This window comes from Rhizobium chutanense (assembly GCF_002531935.1).
Classification (GTDB): Bacteria; Pseudomonadota; Alphaproteobacteria; order Rhizobiales; family Rhizobiaceae; genus Rhizobium; species Rhizobium chutanense.
In genome coordinates this window covers 32,384-49,097 of the sequence record NZ_NWSV01000009.1, presented here as the reverse complement: position 1 = coordinate 49,097, position 16,714 = coordinate 32,384, and the positions used below count along the sequence as shown (strand labels likewise).

The following is a 16,714-nucleotide window of genomic DNA, read 5'->3' as shown; positions in this document are numbered from 1 at the left end:
TGAAAATGCCCCTGCCGATCCCACGGCGCAAACGAAAAATCGCATTCATTTCAAAATCCAATCATTTCAAAATCATTGCGCTTTCCAGTGCGGCATTTTCGGCTTTCATGCGGATATGAAGGACGCAGGCGTTGAGAAGCGAAAAGCCGATCGCGTAGAACGGCAGGCCGAAGGCCAGCGGAAGGGCGGCGATCTCGCCGACGACGATCGCGTAATTCGGGTGCCGGAGGAAGCGATAGGGGCCGGATCTGACCAGCGGTGCGCCGGGCAGGATAATGATGCGCGTTGTCCAGCGCTCCTTCAGCGTCGCCAGCACCCAGAGCCTGAGCGCCTGCAGCCCCAGGAACACGCCAAACCAGAAGAGCTCGACCGGCCTTCCCGCTGCCAGCAGCCATAGGCCGACGAGCCAGCCGGCATGCAGCGCCACCATGACGGGATAGTGCTCCGGCGCCACTTCTCTGGCGCCTCGGGCGAGGAGGGCTGCCGTGTTGCGGCGGGCGAGCACGAGTTCGCCCAGTCGCTGCAGCGTCACGAAGGTCAGGAGCGCGATCGACGGCCACATTATGCGATCCTCCGAAGCGTCACGCAGCTCGCCGAGAAGCCCGGTCCCATGGCGATCATCGCCGCGCGCTCCGGCAATCCGGTGCGGATCGCCCGCTCAAGCACGAAGAGGATGGTCGGCGACGACATGTTGCCGTATTCGGCAAGCACGGCGCGTTCGTGATCGAGCGAGCCCGGGGCCAGCGACAGCGCGCTCTCCATCGCGGCCAGCACCTTGGTGCCGCCGGGGTGGCAGATGAAGCGGTCGATATCACCGGGTGTCAGCCCCTTGCGCGCCAGAATGGCCGTCACGGCCGGGCCGAGCTCCCGTTCGGCAAAGGGCGGCAGCGATTGTGCCAGCACGATGCCGAAGCCGCCGTCGTCGATCTTCCAGCCCATGATATCGAGCGTATCGGGAAAGAGATGCTCGCCTGTTGATTCCACCTCCGCCAGCCCGCCTTGGCCGGATCGCAGCACGCAGGCGGCGGCGCCATCGCCGAAAAGCGCCGTTGCAATGATGTTCGGCCGCGTCAGCTCGTCCAGCCGGAAGGCCAGCGTGCAGAGTTCGATCGAGACGAAAAGCACGACGGCGCCCGGCCGGCTGCGCGCCAGCCGCGAGGCGATCGCAAAACCCGACACGCCGGCCGCACAGCCGAGCCCGAACACCGGCACGCGTTCGATATCGGCCCTGAAACCCATCCGGCGGGCCATCTGCGCATCGAGGCTCGGCGTCGTAAAACCGGTCGACGAGACGGTCACGACACAATCGACATCGCCGGCCTCGATCCCTGCCTGGCGAAGGGCCGAGCTGGCGGCCTCGACGAAGAGCGCGCCCGCCACCTCGGCATAGGCCTGCATCCGGTCCTGCCAGCCATGCGGCTCGTCGAACCAGGCAAGCGGCCGCGCCGCATGGCGCTTTTCAATGCCGGCGCTGTCGAAGACACGGGCAAGGTGGCGGAAATCCTCGAAACGGTCGGCAAACAATCGGGCCGAGGCTTCGACCGCCTCTCTCTGGAAAATGACATGTTCGGGTGCGGCGACGGCGAGGCTGACGAGTTTGACGGTATCGGTCACAAAATTCTCCTTATCGTTCCCGGCGGAACGACGGAAAACACCCGGTTCCTGCAATCTATTCGGCTTCGAGCACTTCACGAAGCAGTGATTGAAGAAAATGGGAAGGCTTCCGAATAAAGCGAGGTGCAGCGGTGTTCTCTCCTCGCAACGTCACCTCCAGAGGAGTTTCCCCATGACGATCATGACCGCCCGCATTGCTTCCATCCTTCTCGGCGGCTGCCTTGCCGCTTCCGTTTTCGCCGGCCCGATGTTTGCTGCCGGCAATGACAGCAGCACGATGCCGACCTGCAAGAAGGGCGAGATCTACGACCAGAAGACCAAGAAATGCGTCAAGCAGCAGAGCGCCAACGTCTCGGACGAGAACCGCACTGACTATGCCTATTCGCTGGCCAAGGACGGCCGCTATGAAGAGGCGCTTGCCATGCTCGACACGGTCAAGGACCAGAACACGGCCGAGGTGCTGAATTATCGCGGTTATGCCACCCGCAAGCTCGGCCGCACCGACGAAGGCATCTCCTATTATCTCAAGTCGGTGAAGATGGATCCGCAATACGCCAAGGTCCGCGAATATCTCGGTGAAGCCTATGTCATCAAGGGACAGCTCGACCTCGCCAAGGACCAGTTGAAGTCGATCAAGGCGATCTGCGGCACGGGCTGCGAGGAATATCAAGATCTGCACGCCGCAATCCTCGATCCGTCGAAGATCTGATCGGCAGGTCAGGGGCGAAAAACGCAACCACGAAAGGGATTTCCGAATGTCGGTCGCGCGCACCCTGTTTCCTGCCTATAGTCACGCGAGAACGGAATCGCCGGTTCGTCGGGCGGTTCCGAAAGATGCAGGATCGTCGGAGGCGGCCATCGCGAGCGCAGCGGATATCAGGAGCGGCCTGACGGAAAATCTGGCCAGGCTCTGGCGTTATGGTCTCGTTCTCTCGCATCAGCGCGATGTCGCCGACGATCTGGTGCAGGCGACATGCCTGCGCGCGCTGGAGCGCGCCGATCAGTTCATCCCCGGCACCCGGCTCGATCGCTGGCTGTTTTCGATCCTGCATTCGATCTGGCTGAACGAGATCCGCTCGCGCCGGGTGCGCCAGGGCCAGGGTTTCGTCGATGCCGGCGAGGCGCTGACCTTCGACGGCGCCCGTGACACCGAAACCCATGTGATGGCGAACCAGGTGCTGAGACAGGTGAATGCGCTGCCCGAGGCGCAGCGGACGGTGGTTTTCCTCGCCTATGTGGAAGGACTTTCCTATCGCGAGGTTGCAGGCATACTGGACATCCCGATCGGAACCGTGATGAGCCGGCTGGCGGCTGCCCGCGCCAGGCTCGCCGGCGCCGGATCGGAAGGGGGACGGCAATGAACACCAAGCACACCATTCCCTCCGACGAAGACCTCATCGCCTTCATCGACGGCGAACTGACGGCCGAAGAGGCCGCGCGCATCGAAACGTTGGTAAACGAGGATAAGGCCGTCGCCGAACGGCTGGAATTCCTGGCCCGCGCCAGCCTGCCTTTCGAGCAGGCCTTCGCCCCGCTGTTGTCACAGGCCCCGCGCGAGAAACTGGAGAGGATGCTTGCCGCCATCCCCGCGTCTGAGACCGCAAAATCCGGCGTCGCGCCTATATTCGCCAGCCGCCGCCGCTTCCTCGGCGCGCTCGCCGCCTCGCTTATTGTCGGCATCGCGATCGACCGCGCCGTCATCGGCATGGGAGCACGCTTTTCGGCCAAGGATGAAAACAGCGAATGGCGCAGCGTGGTTGCCGACTATCTCTCGCTCTATACGCCGGAAACTCTGGCCGGCCCCGTGCCCGCCAGGGAAGCCCAGGCCGCCCAACTCGGCACTCTCGACGAAAAACTCGGCCTGTCGCTTTCCCCCGAAGCCGTCGCACTTCCGGGCATCGATTTCAAACGCGCCCTGCTGCTTCAATATGACGGCAAACCGCTTGCCCAGGTCGCCTATCTCGACCCCGAAACCGGGCCGATGGCGCTCTGCATCGTCCGCTCCGATGCCGGCCCCAAGGCGCCGGATGTCGAAAGCCGCAAGGGTATGAACGTCGTCTACTGGTCGAACGGCACGCACGCCTTCATGCTGATCGGCCATGCGCCGGCGGACAGGATGACGGCGATTGCCGATGGGGTGCGGGGCAGGGTCAGTGCGTAGCTCCGCGCAGCATTCAGGCTGACGCGTCCGTTCTTGCAAGCTTACCCTCAATCGCCGACATGACGACGCAATTCCGGGTGACTTTAGCCTGATAGAGCAGCGCATCGGCCTCGGCAACGAGCGGGTCGATCAAGTGGAGGACAGCCGCCGGTACGGCCGCAACACCCGCGCTGAACGTGACGATGGGAAAACCGTCGCGTACCGGAGCCGCTGAAATCTGCTCGCGCAGGCGATCGACGACCCTTGCTGCCTGCTGCAGGCTTGTGTCCGGCATCAGCAGCACGAACTCCTCGCCGCCCCAACGCCCCAGCCTGTCGTCCGCACGGATGCCGGCGAGGATCTTTTGCGACACGAAGACAAGCACGTCGTCGCCGGCGGAATGTCCCAGGCTGTCATTGATCGATTTGAACCGATCGATGTCGATGAGCGCGAGAGAGACGGCCGCCGATCGCTGCTGCGCACGCGGCAGTGCTGCATCGAATTCCCGCATGAACCCACGGCGATTGAGCGCACCGGTGAGCAGATCGGTATTGCTCATCTGCACAACCTTATGGTGGAGGCGTTCGAAAAGCGTGACGATGAAACCCAGCGACATGGCCAGCGGAACGGTCAGATTGACGATCAGCCCGAAAGCCGGAGGAAGACGGGTGTCCGAGGCAGGCAGCGCCGGCGCATTCATGGTCAGCACCGCATCGATCGCCGCCAGCACCATGACGAGAAACATCGCGACGACGATCAGTCCGGCACCTCTGCGGTGACGCTGTCTGAGCCGCCAGACAATGGTGCTGGTCCAGATCAGGCATCCCAGGGTGAAGGGCAGCATGATCGGTTGCCTGTCGGCCGACGGCAGGCCTTGCGCGATCAGCGCGTAGGCGCTTGTGAGCACTACGGTCGGCAGGAAATCGGAAGGACCGGCGCCGCGCTCCGACAGCAGCATGCGAAGAGAGGTTGCCTGAAGTGAGGCGGCTGCCACGATGAGGGATGGAAACAGCAGGGTCGCCACGTTCTCAGGGATCGAACTCCAACTTTCAGGCAGTATAATTCCCGGCTGCAGGAGGGCAATGATATCGGCGGCAATTCCGGCCAGTTGAGCGGCAATCCATATGTTGACGGCGGAACCGGCATCGGCGGCGACGGGGCGCACGACGATCAATGCTCCGACCATCACGACGCCGACCAGCGCGCCGGCGAACAATAAACCGGCAGGATCAATGAAGGTGAGCATGATGCCGGCGTGACACGTTGGGCCGCAAATTCAAAAACGCAGGGATGTCGCTTTCGCGCATCGGCCGCGAATAGAAATATCCCTGGATCAGGAAACCGCCGAGTTCTCTGAGGACGGCCAGTTCCTCCCGCGTTTCGACGCCCTCGATGACGCAGTCGAGGCCCATGTCGCGACCGAGCGCCAGCAGCGATTTGACGATCTTGTAGCTGGCCGGTTTCTCATGCAGGTCGGTCACGAAACTCCGGTCGATCTTGATCTTGGTCAACGGCAGGGCGTGAAGCCGTGAAAGGCTCGAATAGCCGATGCCGAAATCGTCAAGCGATATGCCGCAACCGAGTGCCTTCAAGGCGGTGATCGCGCTTTGAATTTGACCGAAATCGGCGGCGAAAGCCGTCTCGGTAATCTCGAGTTCGAGACGTTTGGGATCGAAACGGCTGGCGTGGATAATGCTGATGAGATGCAGCAAACCTTCCGGCGAGGTCAGGTCCTGCGCCGACAAATTGAAGGAAAGCCGGATGCCCGTCGGCCAATTGGCCGCGACAGCGAGCGCCTTTTCGAGAAGCGGCCGCGTTATGCGATTGATGAAGCCCGCCCTTTCGGCGACGGGAATGAACTGAGCCGGGGGGACGTTTCCGAGAACGGGGCTCGTCCAGCGCGCCAGCGCCTCGAACCCGACGGTCTCATCCAATCGGACATCGACGATCGGCTGAAACACCACACTCAGCTCTTCCTGCAGATTGGCCATCTGCAGGACTTGTTCGATCTTTGCATCGCGACGGATTTCCGCGTCGTGATCCGAGGAGAACAGCACCGCCTTGCCACGCTTGGTCCGCTTGCCGTGATAGAGCGCGTAGTCGGCACGCTCGAAAAGATCTGCCGCGCTCGTGGCCTTCTCCGGATAGACCGCAAAGCCGATGGAACAGGAAATCTGCACGGCGGCTTCCGCAAAGACGAATGGCACCCGCAGCGCGGTACACAGGCTTTCGCCGAGGGCCAGCAATTCGGCCTCGCTCGTCGGCCCGGGCATGATCAGCGCGAATTCATCACCGCCGAGTCTGGCGAGATGCATGTTCGCAGGACATAGCCCGGCAAGACGCTGCCCGACTTCGTGGAGCAATTTGTCGCCGGTGCCGTGGCCATAGAGGTCGTTGACCGGCTTGAAGCCATCGAGATCGATGATGCCGACGGCAAGGCTTTGCCCATGGGTCTCGGCGTCGGCAAAGCTTTCCCCGAGATGGGAGAAGAACGCCCGGCGATTGGGAAGCTCGGTGAGGCTGTCGAGATTGGCGAGCCGAAAATTTTCGTTGCTCAGCGCCTCGGTCTTTATCTTCGCCTCGATCAGCCGGGTAAAATCCCGGTATTGAATGAGAAGGATGACCAGCATGGTGCCGGAAACAAGCCCGGTATTGATCGCGATGGCGATGAAGACGGCATTGCCCGACAGTGCGAAAAAGATGAAGAACGCGCCGTTGACGACGGCAGCCACGGTAAAGGCTGCCGGACGCAGATGCATCAAACAGAAAATCACGCCGATAACGGTAATCGCCATGTAGAAGGCCACATGGCCCTTCGCATAGGCGTCGCCGTAAGGAAACAGCAGCAGAGCCCAGCCGGTGAAGGCGACGGCGAGGATGCTGGCGAGGCGATTGGTGCGCGCGAGCGCCCGCGCGGCGACCTCATGGGTCGGCGCGATCCGCAGGGAGCGCGACCAGGAGATGATGCGAACCGCGCAAACCAATGTCAGAACGATCGGGATGTAGACAGCCAGCCAGGCGGGCGCGACCAATATATGGGTCGCGGCCAGCACCCATGTATTGATCAGGAGAATGACATACATGAGCGGCAGTTGATAGGAGAAGGCCCTGTACTGCGCCTTGAGCAATTCCGGCTTGTCCAGAGGGATGGACATGAACGCCCGAACCTTCGCGAGCCTGCTCGTCAGAGGGATCGGCTGTATTGTCATGGATCCGCGCTCTGCCCGACTTTCTTGTAGACCATGGTCACTTGCATAATTCTCATGAAGCTGAACGGAACGGCTTCGGTGAATAAACAAGTCGCAGGGCCGTCTTCCGGCCAGCCACGACGGTTCTATCGGCTTCGGGATCATTGTTTGAAAGATGCAATCGACTCATTCGATTGCATAGGCCTCTTGCAGGCCGATCGGTTGTGTCCTCGACTTAGATCAAGTCGAGGACAGGGAGCCTGTCGGACGTCTGGCCTTCCACGATCGATTTAAGCGCAGAATGCGTTAATGCTTCTGCATCGCAGACCGGATGCGGGCAGGATTATTCGCAAAATGGATATCCAGTTCGCAAAGCGGCTCCGGGTGCCGCATGAAAGCCAACGCGGCAAATCCGCTGCTACCGATTTCGTGTCAAGAACTGACCGAGGCGGTTGATAAGCTTCGATGCCCAGAACACAGGGACCGAGACCTTGAGGCCATGGCCGGCAAGCGCACGCAGCACTTCCTTGTTCTGACGCGATATGTTCTGGACGTTTTTGTTTGTCGCGCCCCCCAGACGCATCCTGACGAGCACGCGGGGGATATAAATGGTTCTAATGCGCGCGACTTCCAGAAATCGCATCATCAATTCGACGTCGGCTGCCAGCCGATAACGCAGATCGAACGTCCCGAACCGGTCATAGATGCGACGCCGAACATAGAATGTCGGATGCGGCGGACACCAGCCGCGCGCAAAGGAACCGGGTTGAAACGCACAGGATTTCCAATAACGGACTTTGCGATCGGTATGCTGGTTGGAAACATAGATGAGATCGCCATAGCAGCCGTCATAGGTTTCGTCTTCCAGCGCAGCCGCCACAGTTTCGAGGGAGCCGCTGCTCTCGAAAGTGTCGTCCGCATTCAAGAATCCGATGATGTCGCCGCTCGCAAGCCCAATCCCCTTATTCATCGCTTCATAGATACCTCCGTCCCGTCCCGAAAGTACGCGCCGGTTCTCCGCCGGCGCCGCAGCGATAATGGCGAGCGTGGAATCGCTTGAGCCACCGTCGACGATGATGTGCTCGAAGTCGCGGTAGGTCTGAGCGTCGACGGACCGCAACGTATCGGCAATGGTCTGCTCGGCGTTCCAGCAAACAGTGATAAGGCTTATCCGGGGCGGGCGTGGATCGGCAGTATCTGCGGCCATTTTAACGGGTGTCTTGCTCACGTTCTAAGGGAGGAAATTTGGCCAACCCGTAGCAGACGGAATGGCGGCGTCGCAATCCGGTACTGTAGATTATCCTTGATCAATGCCTGATCGATAAGCGATTGCACTGGTTCTCGTCTCGGTAAGTGCATTGCATGCAGGTCGATCTATCTGTAGTGAGCAGTGTCTAACAGCGATCGTCATCACGATAGGCTCGTGAGTGCGTGCGGATTTATCAAGTTACAGGAGGTCTCTTGTCTTCGAAGAAAAAGCTGCGCAAGGGCATCTTGCTCGCCGGGGGCTCGGGCACTCGGCTCCACCCCGCAACCCTCGCCATTTCAAAACAGCTTCTTCCGGTTTTTGACAAACCGATGATCTATTATCCCCTGTCGACGCTGATGCTTGCGGGAATCCAGGATATCTTGATCATCTCAACGCCTCAGGACACGCCGCGTTTTGAGCAATTGCTTGGTGACGGCGCCCAATGGGGGTTGAACCTTCAATATGCCGTGCAGGCCGCACCAGAAGGCATTCCCCAGGCATTCTCGATAGGCAGGGAATTCATCGGGCGAGAGTCGACCGCCCTCGTGCTTGGCGACAATATCTTTTACGGCAACCTCCTGACTCATGATTTATCCGCAGCTTCCGAAAGATCGGACGAAGCGACAATCTTCGCGTATAAGGTCCACGATCCCGAACGGTATGGGGTGGTGGAGTTTGACGGTCAGGGCAAAGTCCTCAGCCTGGAGGAAAAGCCAACCAAGCCCCGCTCTTCTTACGCTGTGACTGGTTTGTATTTCTACGACAATGACGTGGTTGAGATTGCTGGCAGTTTGAAACCCTCGCCGCGCGGTGAAACCGAAATTACCGACATCAATCGGCATTATTTATCGGCTGGCAGGCTGAATGTTGCCGTACTGGGACGGGGGCATGCCTGGCTTGACACGGGGACGCATGATTCTCTCCTTGAAGCCAGTCAGTTCATTGCCACCATCGAGCGACGCCAGGGGCTGAAGATTGCTTGCCCCGAAGAAATCGCCTTTCATTTGGGATACATAGATGCCGAGCAGTTGCTAAGGCTGGCAGCTCCACTTGAAAAGAGTTCTTACGGTCGATACCTCATCAGCCTGGTGAGGGAGCCAGCTCCGCATTTCCCTCCCGGCTGAACCGGCAAAAACTGGAAAACCGATCTTGTCTGCTTTTACCCTGCTTACGCTAAAGACGATGTCCGATGGAAGAGGCGCGCTGACCGTCATGGACGGAATATTGCCATTTCCGGTTGTTCGAAGCTTCTGGATCTATGGAGCCGACGGATATACACGCGGTGGTCATCGTCATCACCAGACTCGACAGGCGTTGGTGGCGCTTTCGGGAAGCGTGATGGTTTTGATGGACGACGGAAAAGCCCGAGAAGAGATTACCTTGTCGTCACCGGACCAGTGCCTGTTGGTAGAGCCAAGGGACTGGCACGAAATGACCTTCGGTCCCGGTTCAATCCTGCTCGTTTTTGCCTCTCGCGGATATGATAAGGATGATTACATCGACACCCCCTATGAACGGCTCTGAGATGATTGAGTATGAAAGTCTTGCGCAGGCCAACCGCGCGCTGATGGAAGAGTTGGAGTCGGTTGCTTCTCGTGTCATTCGCTCCGGGTGGTACATACTTGGGAATGAGGTCTCCTCATTCGAAGCTGAATTCGCCGCCTTTGCGCAAAGCAAGCATTGCGTAAGCGTAGCCAACGGTCTGGATGCGCTGATCCTATCGATCGAAGCGCTCGATCTGCCGAAAGGCAGCGAGATCATCGTTGCCTCCAATACCTATATAGCCACTATTCTGGCAATTCTTCGCGCCGGCCACAAACCCGTTCTGGTGGAGCCCGAGCGCGAAACTTTCAATATCGATCCGGAACGCTTGTCCGCGGCGATCACTCGCCACACGCAGGCAATCTGTGTGACGCATCTTTTTGGTAAGGCCTGCCGGATGACCGAGATCGCCGCGTTTGCAAGCGAGCATGGTCTCAAGGTGATCGAGGATTGCGCGCAGTCTCATGGGGCACGCTATGACGGCAAGCTGACCGGCACCTTTGGAATTGCCGGCTGCTTCAGCTTCTACCCGACCAAGAATCTTGGAGCTCTCGGAGATGCGGGCGCGATCGTCACGGATGATGACGAATTCGCAGATCGCTTGAGGCACATGCGCAATTATGGGTCGAAGAAAAAATATGAGAACGTCTATGTCGGTGTAAATTCCAGACTGGATGAGATGCAGGCGGCATTCCTGCGGGTCAAGCTGCGTTACCTCGATCAGGTGACTGAACATAAGCGGGCATTGGCCGGTATCTATTTTGCCAATCTGCCCAACTGGCTCGCGCAGCCGCTTCGTCGACCTGCCGAGTATGACGTGTTTCATATTTTCGGGATACGTCACCCGGCTCGCGACGAATTGCGTCAATGGCTGCTGGATAACGGGGTCAAGACCGAGATACATTATCCGATCGCGCCGCATAGGCAGAAGGCAATGCAGGGCATTCTTTCCGGCGATTATCCCATTGCCGATGAGCTGCATGCCACCGAGCTGAGCTTGCCTATTTCGGCCGGGCATAGCAGCGATGAGATCGAGCGCGTCTGCAGCCTTCTTGCGGCGCTCCCCGAAAAGCTGAAGTTGGCGGCATGATAGAGCGCCTGAAAGAACCGGCCTCGGCACGAGAGGGTGGCGATTGGGATATCGTTATCAAGCCTTCGAAGGGCAATACGCCGGATCTCGGCCTTGTCTGGCAATATCGCGATCTCGTCTGGATGTTCTTCCGGCGGGATTTCACGACATTCTACAAACAGACCGTTCTCGGGCCTGTCTGGTACATCATCCAGCCGTCGCTGACGGCCATGACCTATTATCTCGTCTTCGGGAAAATCGCCAACCTTTCCACCGATGGCCTTCCACCCTTTCTGTTTTACATGTCGGGCACGATCATCTGGAGCTATTTTTCCGCCTGTCTGACCAATAATTCCGACGTCTTCTCGAAGAACGCAAATCTGTTCGGAAAGGTTTACTTTCCCAGGCTTGTGGTGCCGCTATCCGTTGCGATGAGCGGCCTTGTCGCATTTGCGATCCAGTTCCTGCTCCTGTTGACGGTTTTCATCGGGATGAAAATTGCCAATCCTGACTTGGCCCTGAGCTATTGGTTCCTGCTTCTGACGCCGCTGGTGCTCATCTATATTGCCGTGCTCGGCATTGGTGCCGGGCTTGTCGTGTCCGCTCTTACGGTCCGTTTCCGCGATCTCGTCTACGCCGTCGGGTTCATGAGCCAACTCTGGATGTATGCTACGCCAATCGTGTATCCATTCAGTCAGATTCCGGAACGGTATCATTGGTTCTATTACATCAACCCAATGACGACGCCGGTTCAAACCTTCCGCTGGGCGTTATTCGACGCTCCCGCCCTGCCTGCCAGTCTTTGCCTCGCCAATCTGGCGGTAACGGTCGCCGTCACGCTATGCGGGCTGGCACTTTTCTCGCGCGCGGAAGCAAACGCGATGGATACCGTCTGATGAACGATATCGTTATTCGAGCTGAGCACGTCAGCAAGCTATATCGTCTCGGCGTGATCAATCACGGCACCCTCTATCGTGACCTGCAGAGCTGGTGGGCGAGATGGCGCAATCTTCCGGATCCGAACGTGTCGGTCTCCGACTTTACGTCCGACCGCAGCAGGCCATCGCGGCTCAAGGGAGACATTTTCCATGCGCTTGATGATGTCTCTTTCGAGGTCGGGCACGGCGAGATTGTCGGGATTATCGGCAGAAACGGAGCCGGTAAATCCACGCTGCTGAAGGTGATGTCGCGTATCACAATGCCCAATTCCGGCTTCATAGGGATACGAGGCAGAATTGCAAGCCTGCTTGAGGTTGGCACCGGATTTCACCCGGAACTCACCGGTCGAGAGAACGTCTATCTCAATGGCGCCATCCTCGGCATGAGCCGTGCCGAGGTCAGGTCGAAATTCGATGAAATCGTCGAGTTTGCGGAGATTGGCGAATTTATCGACACGCCGGTGAAGCGCTATTCGTCCGGCATGTATGTGCGTCTGGCCTTCTCCGTCGCGGCGCATCTCGAGCCGGAAATCCTTCTCGTCGACGAAGTATTGGCCGTGGGCGATGTCAACTTCCAGAACAAATGCATGGGGCGCATGCAGGAAGTCACCAAGGCTGGCCGAACGATTATCTTCGTCAGCCACAACATGACGGCGATAAGCAGCATCTGCCCGAAATCGATCCTGATGGCCGATGGAAAAGTCGCTGCGATGGGCGATACCGCGGATGTGATAAAGGCCTATCTCGACCGCCCCGAATTCGGGGGCGCGGCGGTCTACTCTGTCAATCCCGACGACGTCGACGGAAAGGCAGTCATTTGCCGTGTTGCGGTGCTGAATGCCGAGGGCGAGGCTTCGGGAACGCTGGAGTTGTCGAAGGATTTCACGGTCGAAGTCGAATACGAATTGAGGGAGCCGCTTTCCGGCCTCTCGGTCGGGATGCAGATCAAGATGGAAGACGGCTATACCACCTTCATCAGCCTTTCCGATCCCGAACTCGATGTCGGGCGTTTGGATGCACGCCCGGCCGGTTATTATCGCGCCCGGGTCAAATTTCCAGGATATCTTCTCAACACCGGCACCTACTACGTGCGTTTGGGCATATCGAGCCGGTTCTCGATATATTCCGTCGCCGAGGGTATTCGGTTTGACGTAGAGGACAATGTGGGAATCATCCAGATGCTGGGTCAGCAACGGAAGCCGTCGATTTCGGCGATACAGTTGCCTTGGGAAGTTGAGAAGCTTTTCCTGCGCGATTCTGAAGGTGTTTTGAAATGAAGAAAGCGCTTGTCACCGGGGCAGACGGGTTTATCGGCTCTCATCTTGTCGAGACTCTGGTCAGATCGGGCGTCGAAGTTCGCGCCCTCTGCCAATACAATTCGTTTTCCAGCTGGGGCTGGCTGGACCAATCGGAATACCGCGGCCAGTTCGAGGTGATCCTTGGAGACGTCCGCGATCCCGCGCAGATGCGCTCCGTTGCTAAGGGCGTCGACACGATCTTCCATCTTGCCGCCCTGATCGCCATTCCCTACTCCTATCAGGCCCCCTCAAGCTATATCGATACCAATGTGCATGGGACGCTGAATGTTCTTCAAGGTGCTCTCGACGCGGGTGTCGGAAGGGTGATCCAGACCTCGACGAGCGAAGTCTACGGCACGGCGCGTTTTGTGCCCATCAGCGAGAGCCATCCCCTGCAGGCGCAGTCGCCCTATTCGGCTTCCAAGATCGGCGCCGATGCGATCGCCTACAGCTATCATTCGAGCTTTGATCTCCCGGTGACGATTGCAAGGCCGTTCAACACCTTCGGGCCGAGGCAATCGGCAAGGGCGGTTATTCCGACTGTGATTTCACAGCTTTTGAGCGGACGGACGACCCTGAAGCTCGGTGCGCTCTCGCCCACCCGGGATTTCAATTTCGTGCAGGATACCTGCGATGGCTTTCTGGCGCTCGCGGCCTGCGACCGAGCGATCGGCCAGACGGTCAATATCGGCTCCGGCAGCGAGATATCGATCGGCGATACCGTCCAGCTCATCGCCGACATCATTGGCGTCAGCGTCGAGATCGAATGCGACGAACAGCGGTTGCGTCCGGCAAATAGCGAAGTGGAGCGCTTGTGCTGCGACAACAGTCTGATCAAGTCTCTGACGGGGTTTTCGCCGCGCTACAGCGTGGAGGATGGTCTGAGAGCGACGATCGAATGGCTGCGTCAGCCGCAGAATCTGGCGCGATACAAGGCGGATATTTTCAATGTCTAGACGCGCAGTCATTCTGGCGGGGGGGATGGGAACGCGGTTGCGGCCCTATACCGTCGTCCTTCCGAAACCGCTGATGCCGATCGGCGATTATCCCATTCTCGAGGTCATCATCCGGCAGCTGATCTCAGGCGGATTTCAGCACATAACGCTTGCCGTCAACCATCAGGCCGAACTGATCAAGGCGTTTTTCCAGGATGGCGACAAGTGGGGCGTCCGCATCGACTATTCGCTCGAGGACGAGCCGCTTGGCACGATGGGGCCGCTGCGGTTGATCAAGGATCTGCCTGAGAATTTCCTGGTGATGAACGGCGACATTCTGACCGACCTGAACTATGCCGACTTTCACGATACCCATGTCCGTGACGGCAATATCTTTACAATTTCGTCCAAAACCCGTCAGCATCGCATAGACTACGGCGTTCTCGATACCAACGAGGCAGGACGCCTGACCGGCTTCCGGGAGAAGCCGACGGCCGAGTATAAGGTCAGCATGGGCGTCTACATGGTGTCTGCGAGGGCCGTCGAGCATATACCGCAACGCGGTGCTTATGGCTTTGACCAGCTGATGCTCGATCTCCTGGCCGCCGGCAAGCCGGCCACGGTTCGCGATTTTCCCGGCTATTGGCTCGATATCGGACGCCCCGACGATTATGCGTTGGCGATCGAAGAGTTCGAAACCATGCAATCCAGGTTCTTGAATGGTTGATGCCATCGTCACCGGTGCTGGCGGCTTTCTCGGGAAACGCCTGGTAGAGCGGCTTGAACGGGCCGGCGTTGATGTGCTTGCGCTTGACAGAACACATGGCGACATAGCCGAAGAGCGCCTTTGGCAGGAGCTTCCGGCGGCGCGCACGCTGTTTCATCTTGCCGGCAGAACATTCGTTCCGGATAGCTGGACACAAGGCCCGAGCTTCACCGCCGCCAATGTTCTCGGTACGCAGCATGCTTTGAACTGGTGCAAGCGACACAAGGCCAAACTGGTATTTGCAAGCGCCTATGTTTATGGGGTGCCGGAGCGGCTGCCGATCCACGAAAGCGACCCGGTTAGGCCGAACAACCCCTACGCTCTTTCCAAACATCTGGCCGAACAGCTCTGTGAGTTCGCTGCCACATACGAGCAGATACCGGTGGTGGTATTGCGCCTTTTCAATATATATGGGGTTGGGCAGCGCCTGGAATTTCTGATACCGACGCTTCTGGATCAGATACGAACAAAGCAGGAAATACAGGTCATGGACCTCAGTCCGCGGCGGGACTATGTCTTTGTTGACGATGTTCTGAGCGCCTTCGCCAAAGCCATGGACGTGGCCGAAGGCTACCACTGCATCAATATCGGGTCTGGAACGTCCTATTCGGTGCAGGAAATCATCGATATCTTGCAGAAAGCCGCCGGCACTGACCTACCTGTAGTGTCGTCTTGCGCTGTTCGGCGGAATGAAATACCTGACGTGCGGGCGGATATTACGCGGGCTCGCGACGTTCTTGGATGGCGGCCGGAGTGGGATCTGCCGGCCGGCATCGGCGTGATGATGAAGGAGTCGTAAATTGAACGAGCGTTACGTTCCGATCAATAAGGGCAACTACTCGATGGACACGGACGAGCGCGAAGCCGCGTTCGACAGATTCCGTGGCGAAGGATGGGAAGCCGAATACGCGGATTACCGTCGCAAATGGTCGGAATATGCCCTGAACCAGCAAGTTTCGGATTACCCGCTGCTCGTCGATCTCGAGCTGGCGTCGATCTGCAATCTGCGTTGCCCGATGTGCTATACGATCAGCGACGAGTTCAAGAAGAGCGTCAACACGACCCGAATGGACTGGGACCTCTATTGCCGCATCATCGATGAGATCGGCGGCAAGGTTCCTGCGATCCGCTTGTCGCTGCGCGGCGAGGCGACGCTGCACAAACGCTTCGCCGACTGTGTGCGCTATGCCAAGGACCACGGGATCAAGGAAGTCTCGACCCTGACGCATGGCTTCAAGCTCAACAGAGACTATTTCGCCCAGCTCGTCGATGCCGGCATCGACTGGATCACCGTTTCGATCGACGGCACCGGTGAGACCTATGAGAAGATCCGCAAGCCGATCAAGTTCCAGGCCCTGCTCGACAAGATCAAGGACATAAAGAAATACAAGGACGAGCGCGGTCTCCATCGTCCTGTCATCAAGGTGCAGGGCATTTGGCCGGCAATCCGGGAAAATCCTGATCTCTATTACGACACCTTCGCGCCTCACGTCGATCTCGTGGCCTTCAATCCGCTGATCGACTATCTCGGAAACGATTCCGATATCGCCTATCTCGACAACTTCACCTGCCCGCAGCAGTACCAGCGCCTGGTGATCGGTGCCGACGGATTGGTCATGAAGTGCTCGAACGACGAGGAGAACCGTGAGGTTATCGGCGATGCGAACACCGAAACCGTGCACCAGATATGGCACGGGGAAAAAATGAACGCAGTGCGCGCTTTGCACAAGGAACCGCAGGGCTTCCTGAAGAGCGAGGTCTGCCGCAGGTGCTACCTGCCGAGAGAGACCAATGACGAAACGGCTGAGATTTGCGGCAGACAGGTCATTGTGCGGAATTACGTCGATCGGAACCAGGAAATCGGGCGATAATCGACTGAAATACGTGCGCACAGGCAACCTCTTCAGGTCGACATTTATCGCGCCTGGAGCATAGGGCATGCTGCCAAGGGCGCGAGGCAAATTGCCGGTCGTGA

General features: G+C 58.6%; 17 protein-coding genes. 12 read left to right on the top strand and 5 right to left on the bottom strand.

The window, feature by feature from the left end:
* Nucleotides 1–61: 61 nt before the first annotated feature.
* The gene (locus CO666_RS16125; protein WP_097613103.1) at nt 62–565 is read right to left on the bottom strand and encodes an isoprenylcysteine carboxyl methyltransferase family protein; all 504 of its coding nucleotides are present in this window, start codon (nt 563–565) and stop codon (nt 62–64) included.
* Nucleotides 562–1,614 carry a type III polyketide synthase gene (locus tag CO666_RS16120; RefSeq protein ID WP_097613102.1) on the bottom strand — a complete coding sequence of 351 codons (1,053 nt, stop codon included), beginning with the start codon at nt 1,612–1,614 and terminating at the stop codon, nt 562–564. Before CO666_RS16120 ends, CO666_RS16125 begins: the two co-directional genes overlap by 4 nt.
* Before the next feature lie 172 nt (nt 1,615–1,786).
* On the opposite strand from CO666_RS16120, the gene CO666_RS16115 reads away from it, so the two are divergent.
* The 3 genes from CO666_RS16115 to CO666_RS16105 are packed head-to-tail and all read left to right on the top strand — an operon-like array spanning nt 1,787 to nt 3,775.
* Entirely contained in the window at nt 1,787–2,323 is a 537-nt protein-coding gene (locus tag CO666_RS16115) for a tetratricopeptide repeat protein (protein WP_097613101.1), read from the top strand.
* A gap of 46 nt (nt 2,324–2,369) precedes the next feature.
* Nucleotides 2,370–2,975 carry an RNA polymerase sigma factor gene (locus CO666_RS16110; RefSeq protein WP_097613100.1) on the top strand — a complete coding sequence of 202 codons (606 nt, stop codon included), beginning with the start codon at nt 2,370–2,372 and terminating at the stop codon, nt 2,973–2,975.
* A complete protein-coding gene (locus tag CO666_RS16105) occupies nt 2,972–3,775 on the top strand; it encodes an anti-sigma factor family protein (RefSeq protein WP_097613099.1) in 804 nt (267 codons plus the stop codon). The genes CO666_RS16110 and CO666_RS16105 overlap by 4 nt, the downstream gene beginning before the upstream one ends.
* 13 nt (nt 3,776–3,788) lie before the next feature.
* On the opposite strand, the gene CO666_RS16100 is transcribed toward CO666_RS16105, so the two are convergent.
* The 3 genes from CO666_RS16100 to CO666_RS16090 form a co-directional block, all read right to left on the bottom strand.
* The gene (locus CO666_RS16100; protein ID WP_097613098.1) at nt 3,789–5,000 is read right to left on the bottom strand and encodes a GGDEF domain-containing protein; all 1,212 of its coding nucleotides are present in this window, start codon (nt 4,998–5,000) and stop codon (nt 3,789–3,791) included.
* Nucleotides 4,984–6,909 carry a putative bifunctional diguanylate cyclase/phosphodiesterase gene (locus tag CO666_RS16095; protein WP_245436797.1) on the bottom strand — a complete coding sequence of 642 codons (1,926 nt, stop codon included), beginning with the start codon at nt 6,907–6,909 and terminating at the stop codon, nt 4,984–4,986. The genes CO666_RS16100 and CO666_RS16095 overlap by 17 nt, the downstream gene beginning before the upstream one ends.
* Before the next feature lie 451 nt (nt 6,910–7,360).
* Nucleotides 7,361–8,149, bottom strand: a complete 789-nt coding sequence (locus CO666_RS16090) for a glycosyltransferase family 2 protein (protein WP_097613096.1) — start codon at nt 8,147–8,149, stop codon at nt 7,361–7,363.
* A 254-nt stretch (nt 8,150–8,403) separates the two neighbouring features.
* Between CO666_RS16090 and rfbA the strand changes: the two genes are divergently transcribed.
* The 9 genes from rfbA to CO666_RS16045 are packed head-to-tail and all read left to right on the top strand — an operon-like array spanning nt 8,404 to nt 16,610.
* Nucleotides 8,404–9,315, top strand: coding sequence for a glucose-1-phosphate thymidylyltransferase RfbA (gene rfbA / locus CO666_RS16085; protein WP_097613095.1), 912 nt, complete (start codon nt 8,404–8,406; stop codon nt 9,313–9,315).
* A gap of 25 nt (nt 9,316–9,340) precedes the next feature.
* Nucleotides 9,341–9,715, top strand: coding sequence for a sugar 3,4-ketoisomerase (locus CO666_RS16080; RefSeq protein WP_097613094.1), 375 nt, complete (start codon nt 9,341–9,343; stop codon nt 9,713–9,715).
* 1 nt (nt 9,716) lies between these two features.
* On the top strand, nt 9,717–10,823 hold the full coding sequence (locus CO666_RS16075; RefSeq protein ID WP_097613093.1) for a DegT/DnrJ/EryC1/StrS family aminotransferase: 1,107 nt from the start codon (nt 9,717–9,719) through the stop codon (nt 10,821–10,823).
* A complete protein-coding gene (locus CO666_RS16070) occupies nt 10,820–11,698 on the top strand; it encodes an ABC transporter permease (RefSeq protein WP_097613092.1) in 879 nt (292 codons plus the stop codon). The genes CO666_RS16075 and CO666_RS16070 overlap by 4 nt, the downstream gene beginning before the upstream one ends.
* Entirely contained in the window at nt 11,698–13,017 is a 1,320-nt protein-coding gene (locus CO666_RS16065; RefSeq protein ID WP_097613091.1) for an ABC transporter ATP-binding protein, read from the top strand. Before CO666_RS16070 ends, CO666_RS16065 begins: the two co-directional genes overlap by 1 nt.
* Nucleotides 13,014–13,994: an NAD-dependent 4,6-dehydratase LegB gene (locus CO666_RS16060; RefSeq protein WP_097613090.1), complete on the top strand. Its 981-nt coding sequence runs from the start codon at nt 13,014–13,016 to the stop codon at nt 13,992–13,994. The genes CO666_RS16065 and CO666_RS16060 overlap by 4 nt, the downstream gene beginning before the upstream one ends.
* Nucleotides 13,987–14,700 (top strand): nucleotidyltransferase family protein, encoded by a 714-nt coding sequence (locus CO666_RS16055; protein ID WP_097613089.1) that lies wholly within the window; start codon nt 13,987–13,989, stop codon nt 14,698–14,700. The genes CO666_RS16060 and CO666_RS16055 overlap by 8 nt, the downstream gene beginning before the upstream one ends.
* Nucleotides 14,693–15,538 (top strand): NAD-dependent epimerase/dehydratase family protein, encoded by an 846-nt coding sequence (locus CO666_RS16050; protein ID WP_097613088.1) that lies wholly within the window; start codon nt 14,693–14,695, stop codon nt 15,536–15,538. Before CO666_RS16055 ends, CO666_RS16050 begins: the two co-directional genes overlap by 8 nt.
* A 1-nt stretch (nt 15,539) precedes the next feature.
* Nucleotides 15,540–16,610, top strand: a complete 1,071-nt coding sequence (locus CO666_RS16045; protein ID WP_097613087.1) for a radical SAM/SPASM domain-containing protein — start codon at nt 15,540–15,542, stop codon at nt 16,608–16,610.
* The last annotated feature ends 104 nt before the right edge of the window (nt 16,611–16,714 follow it).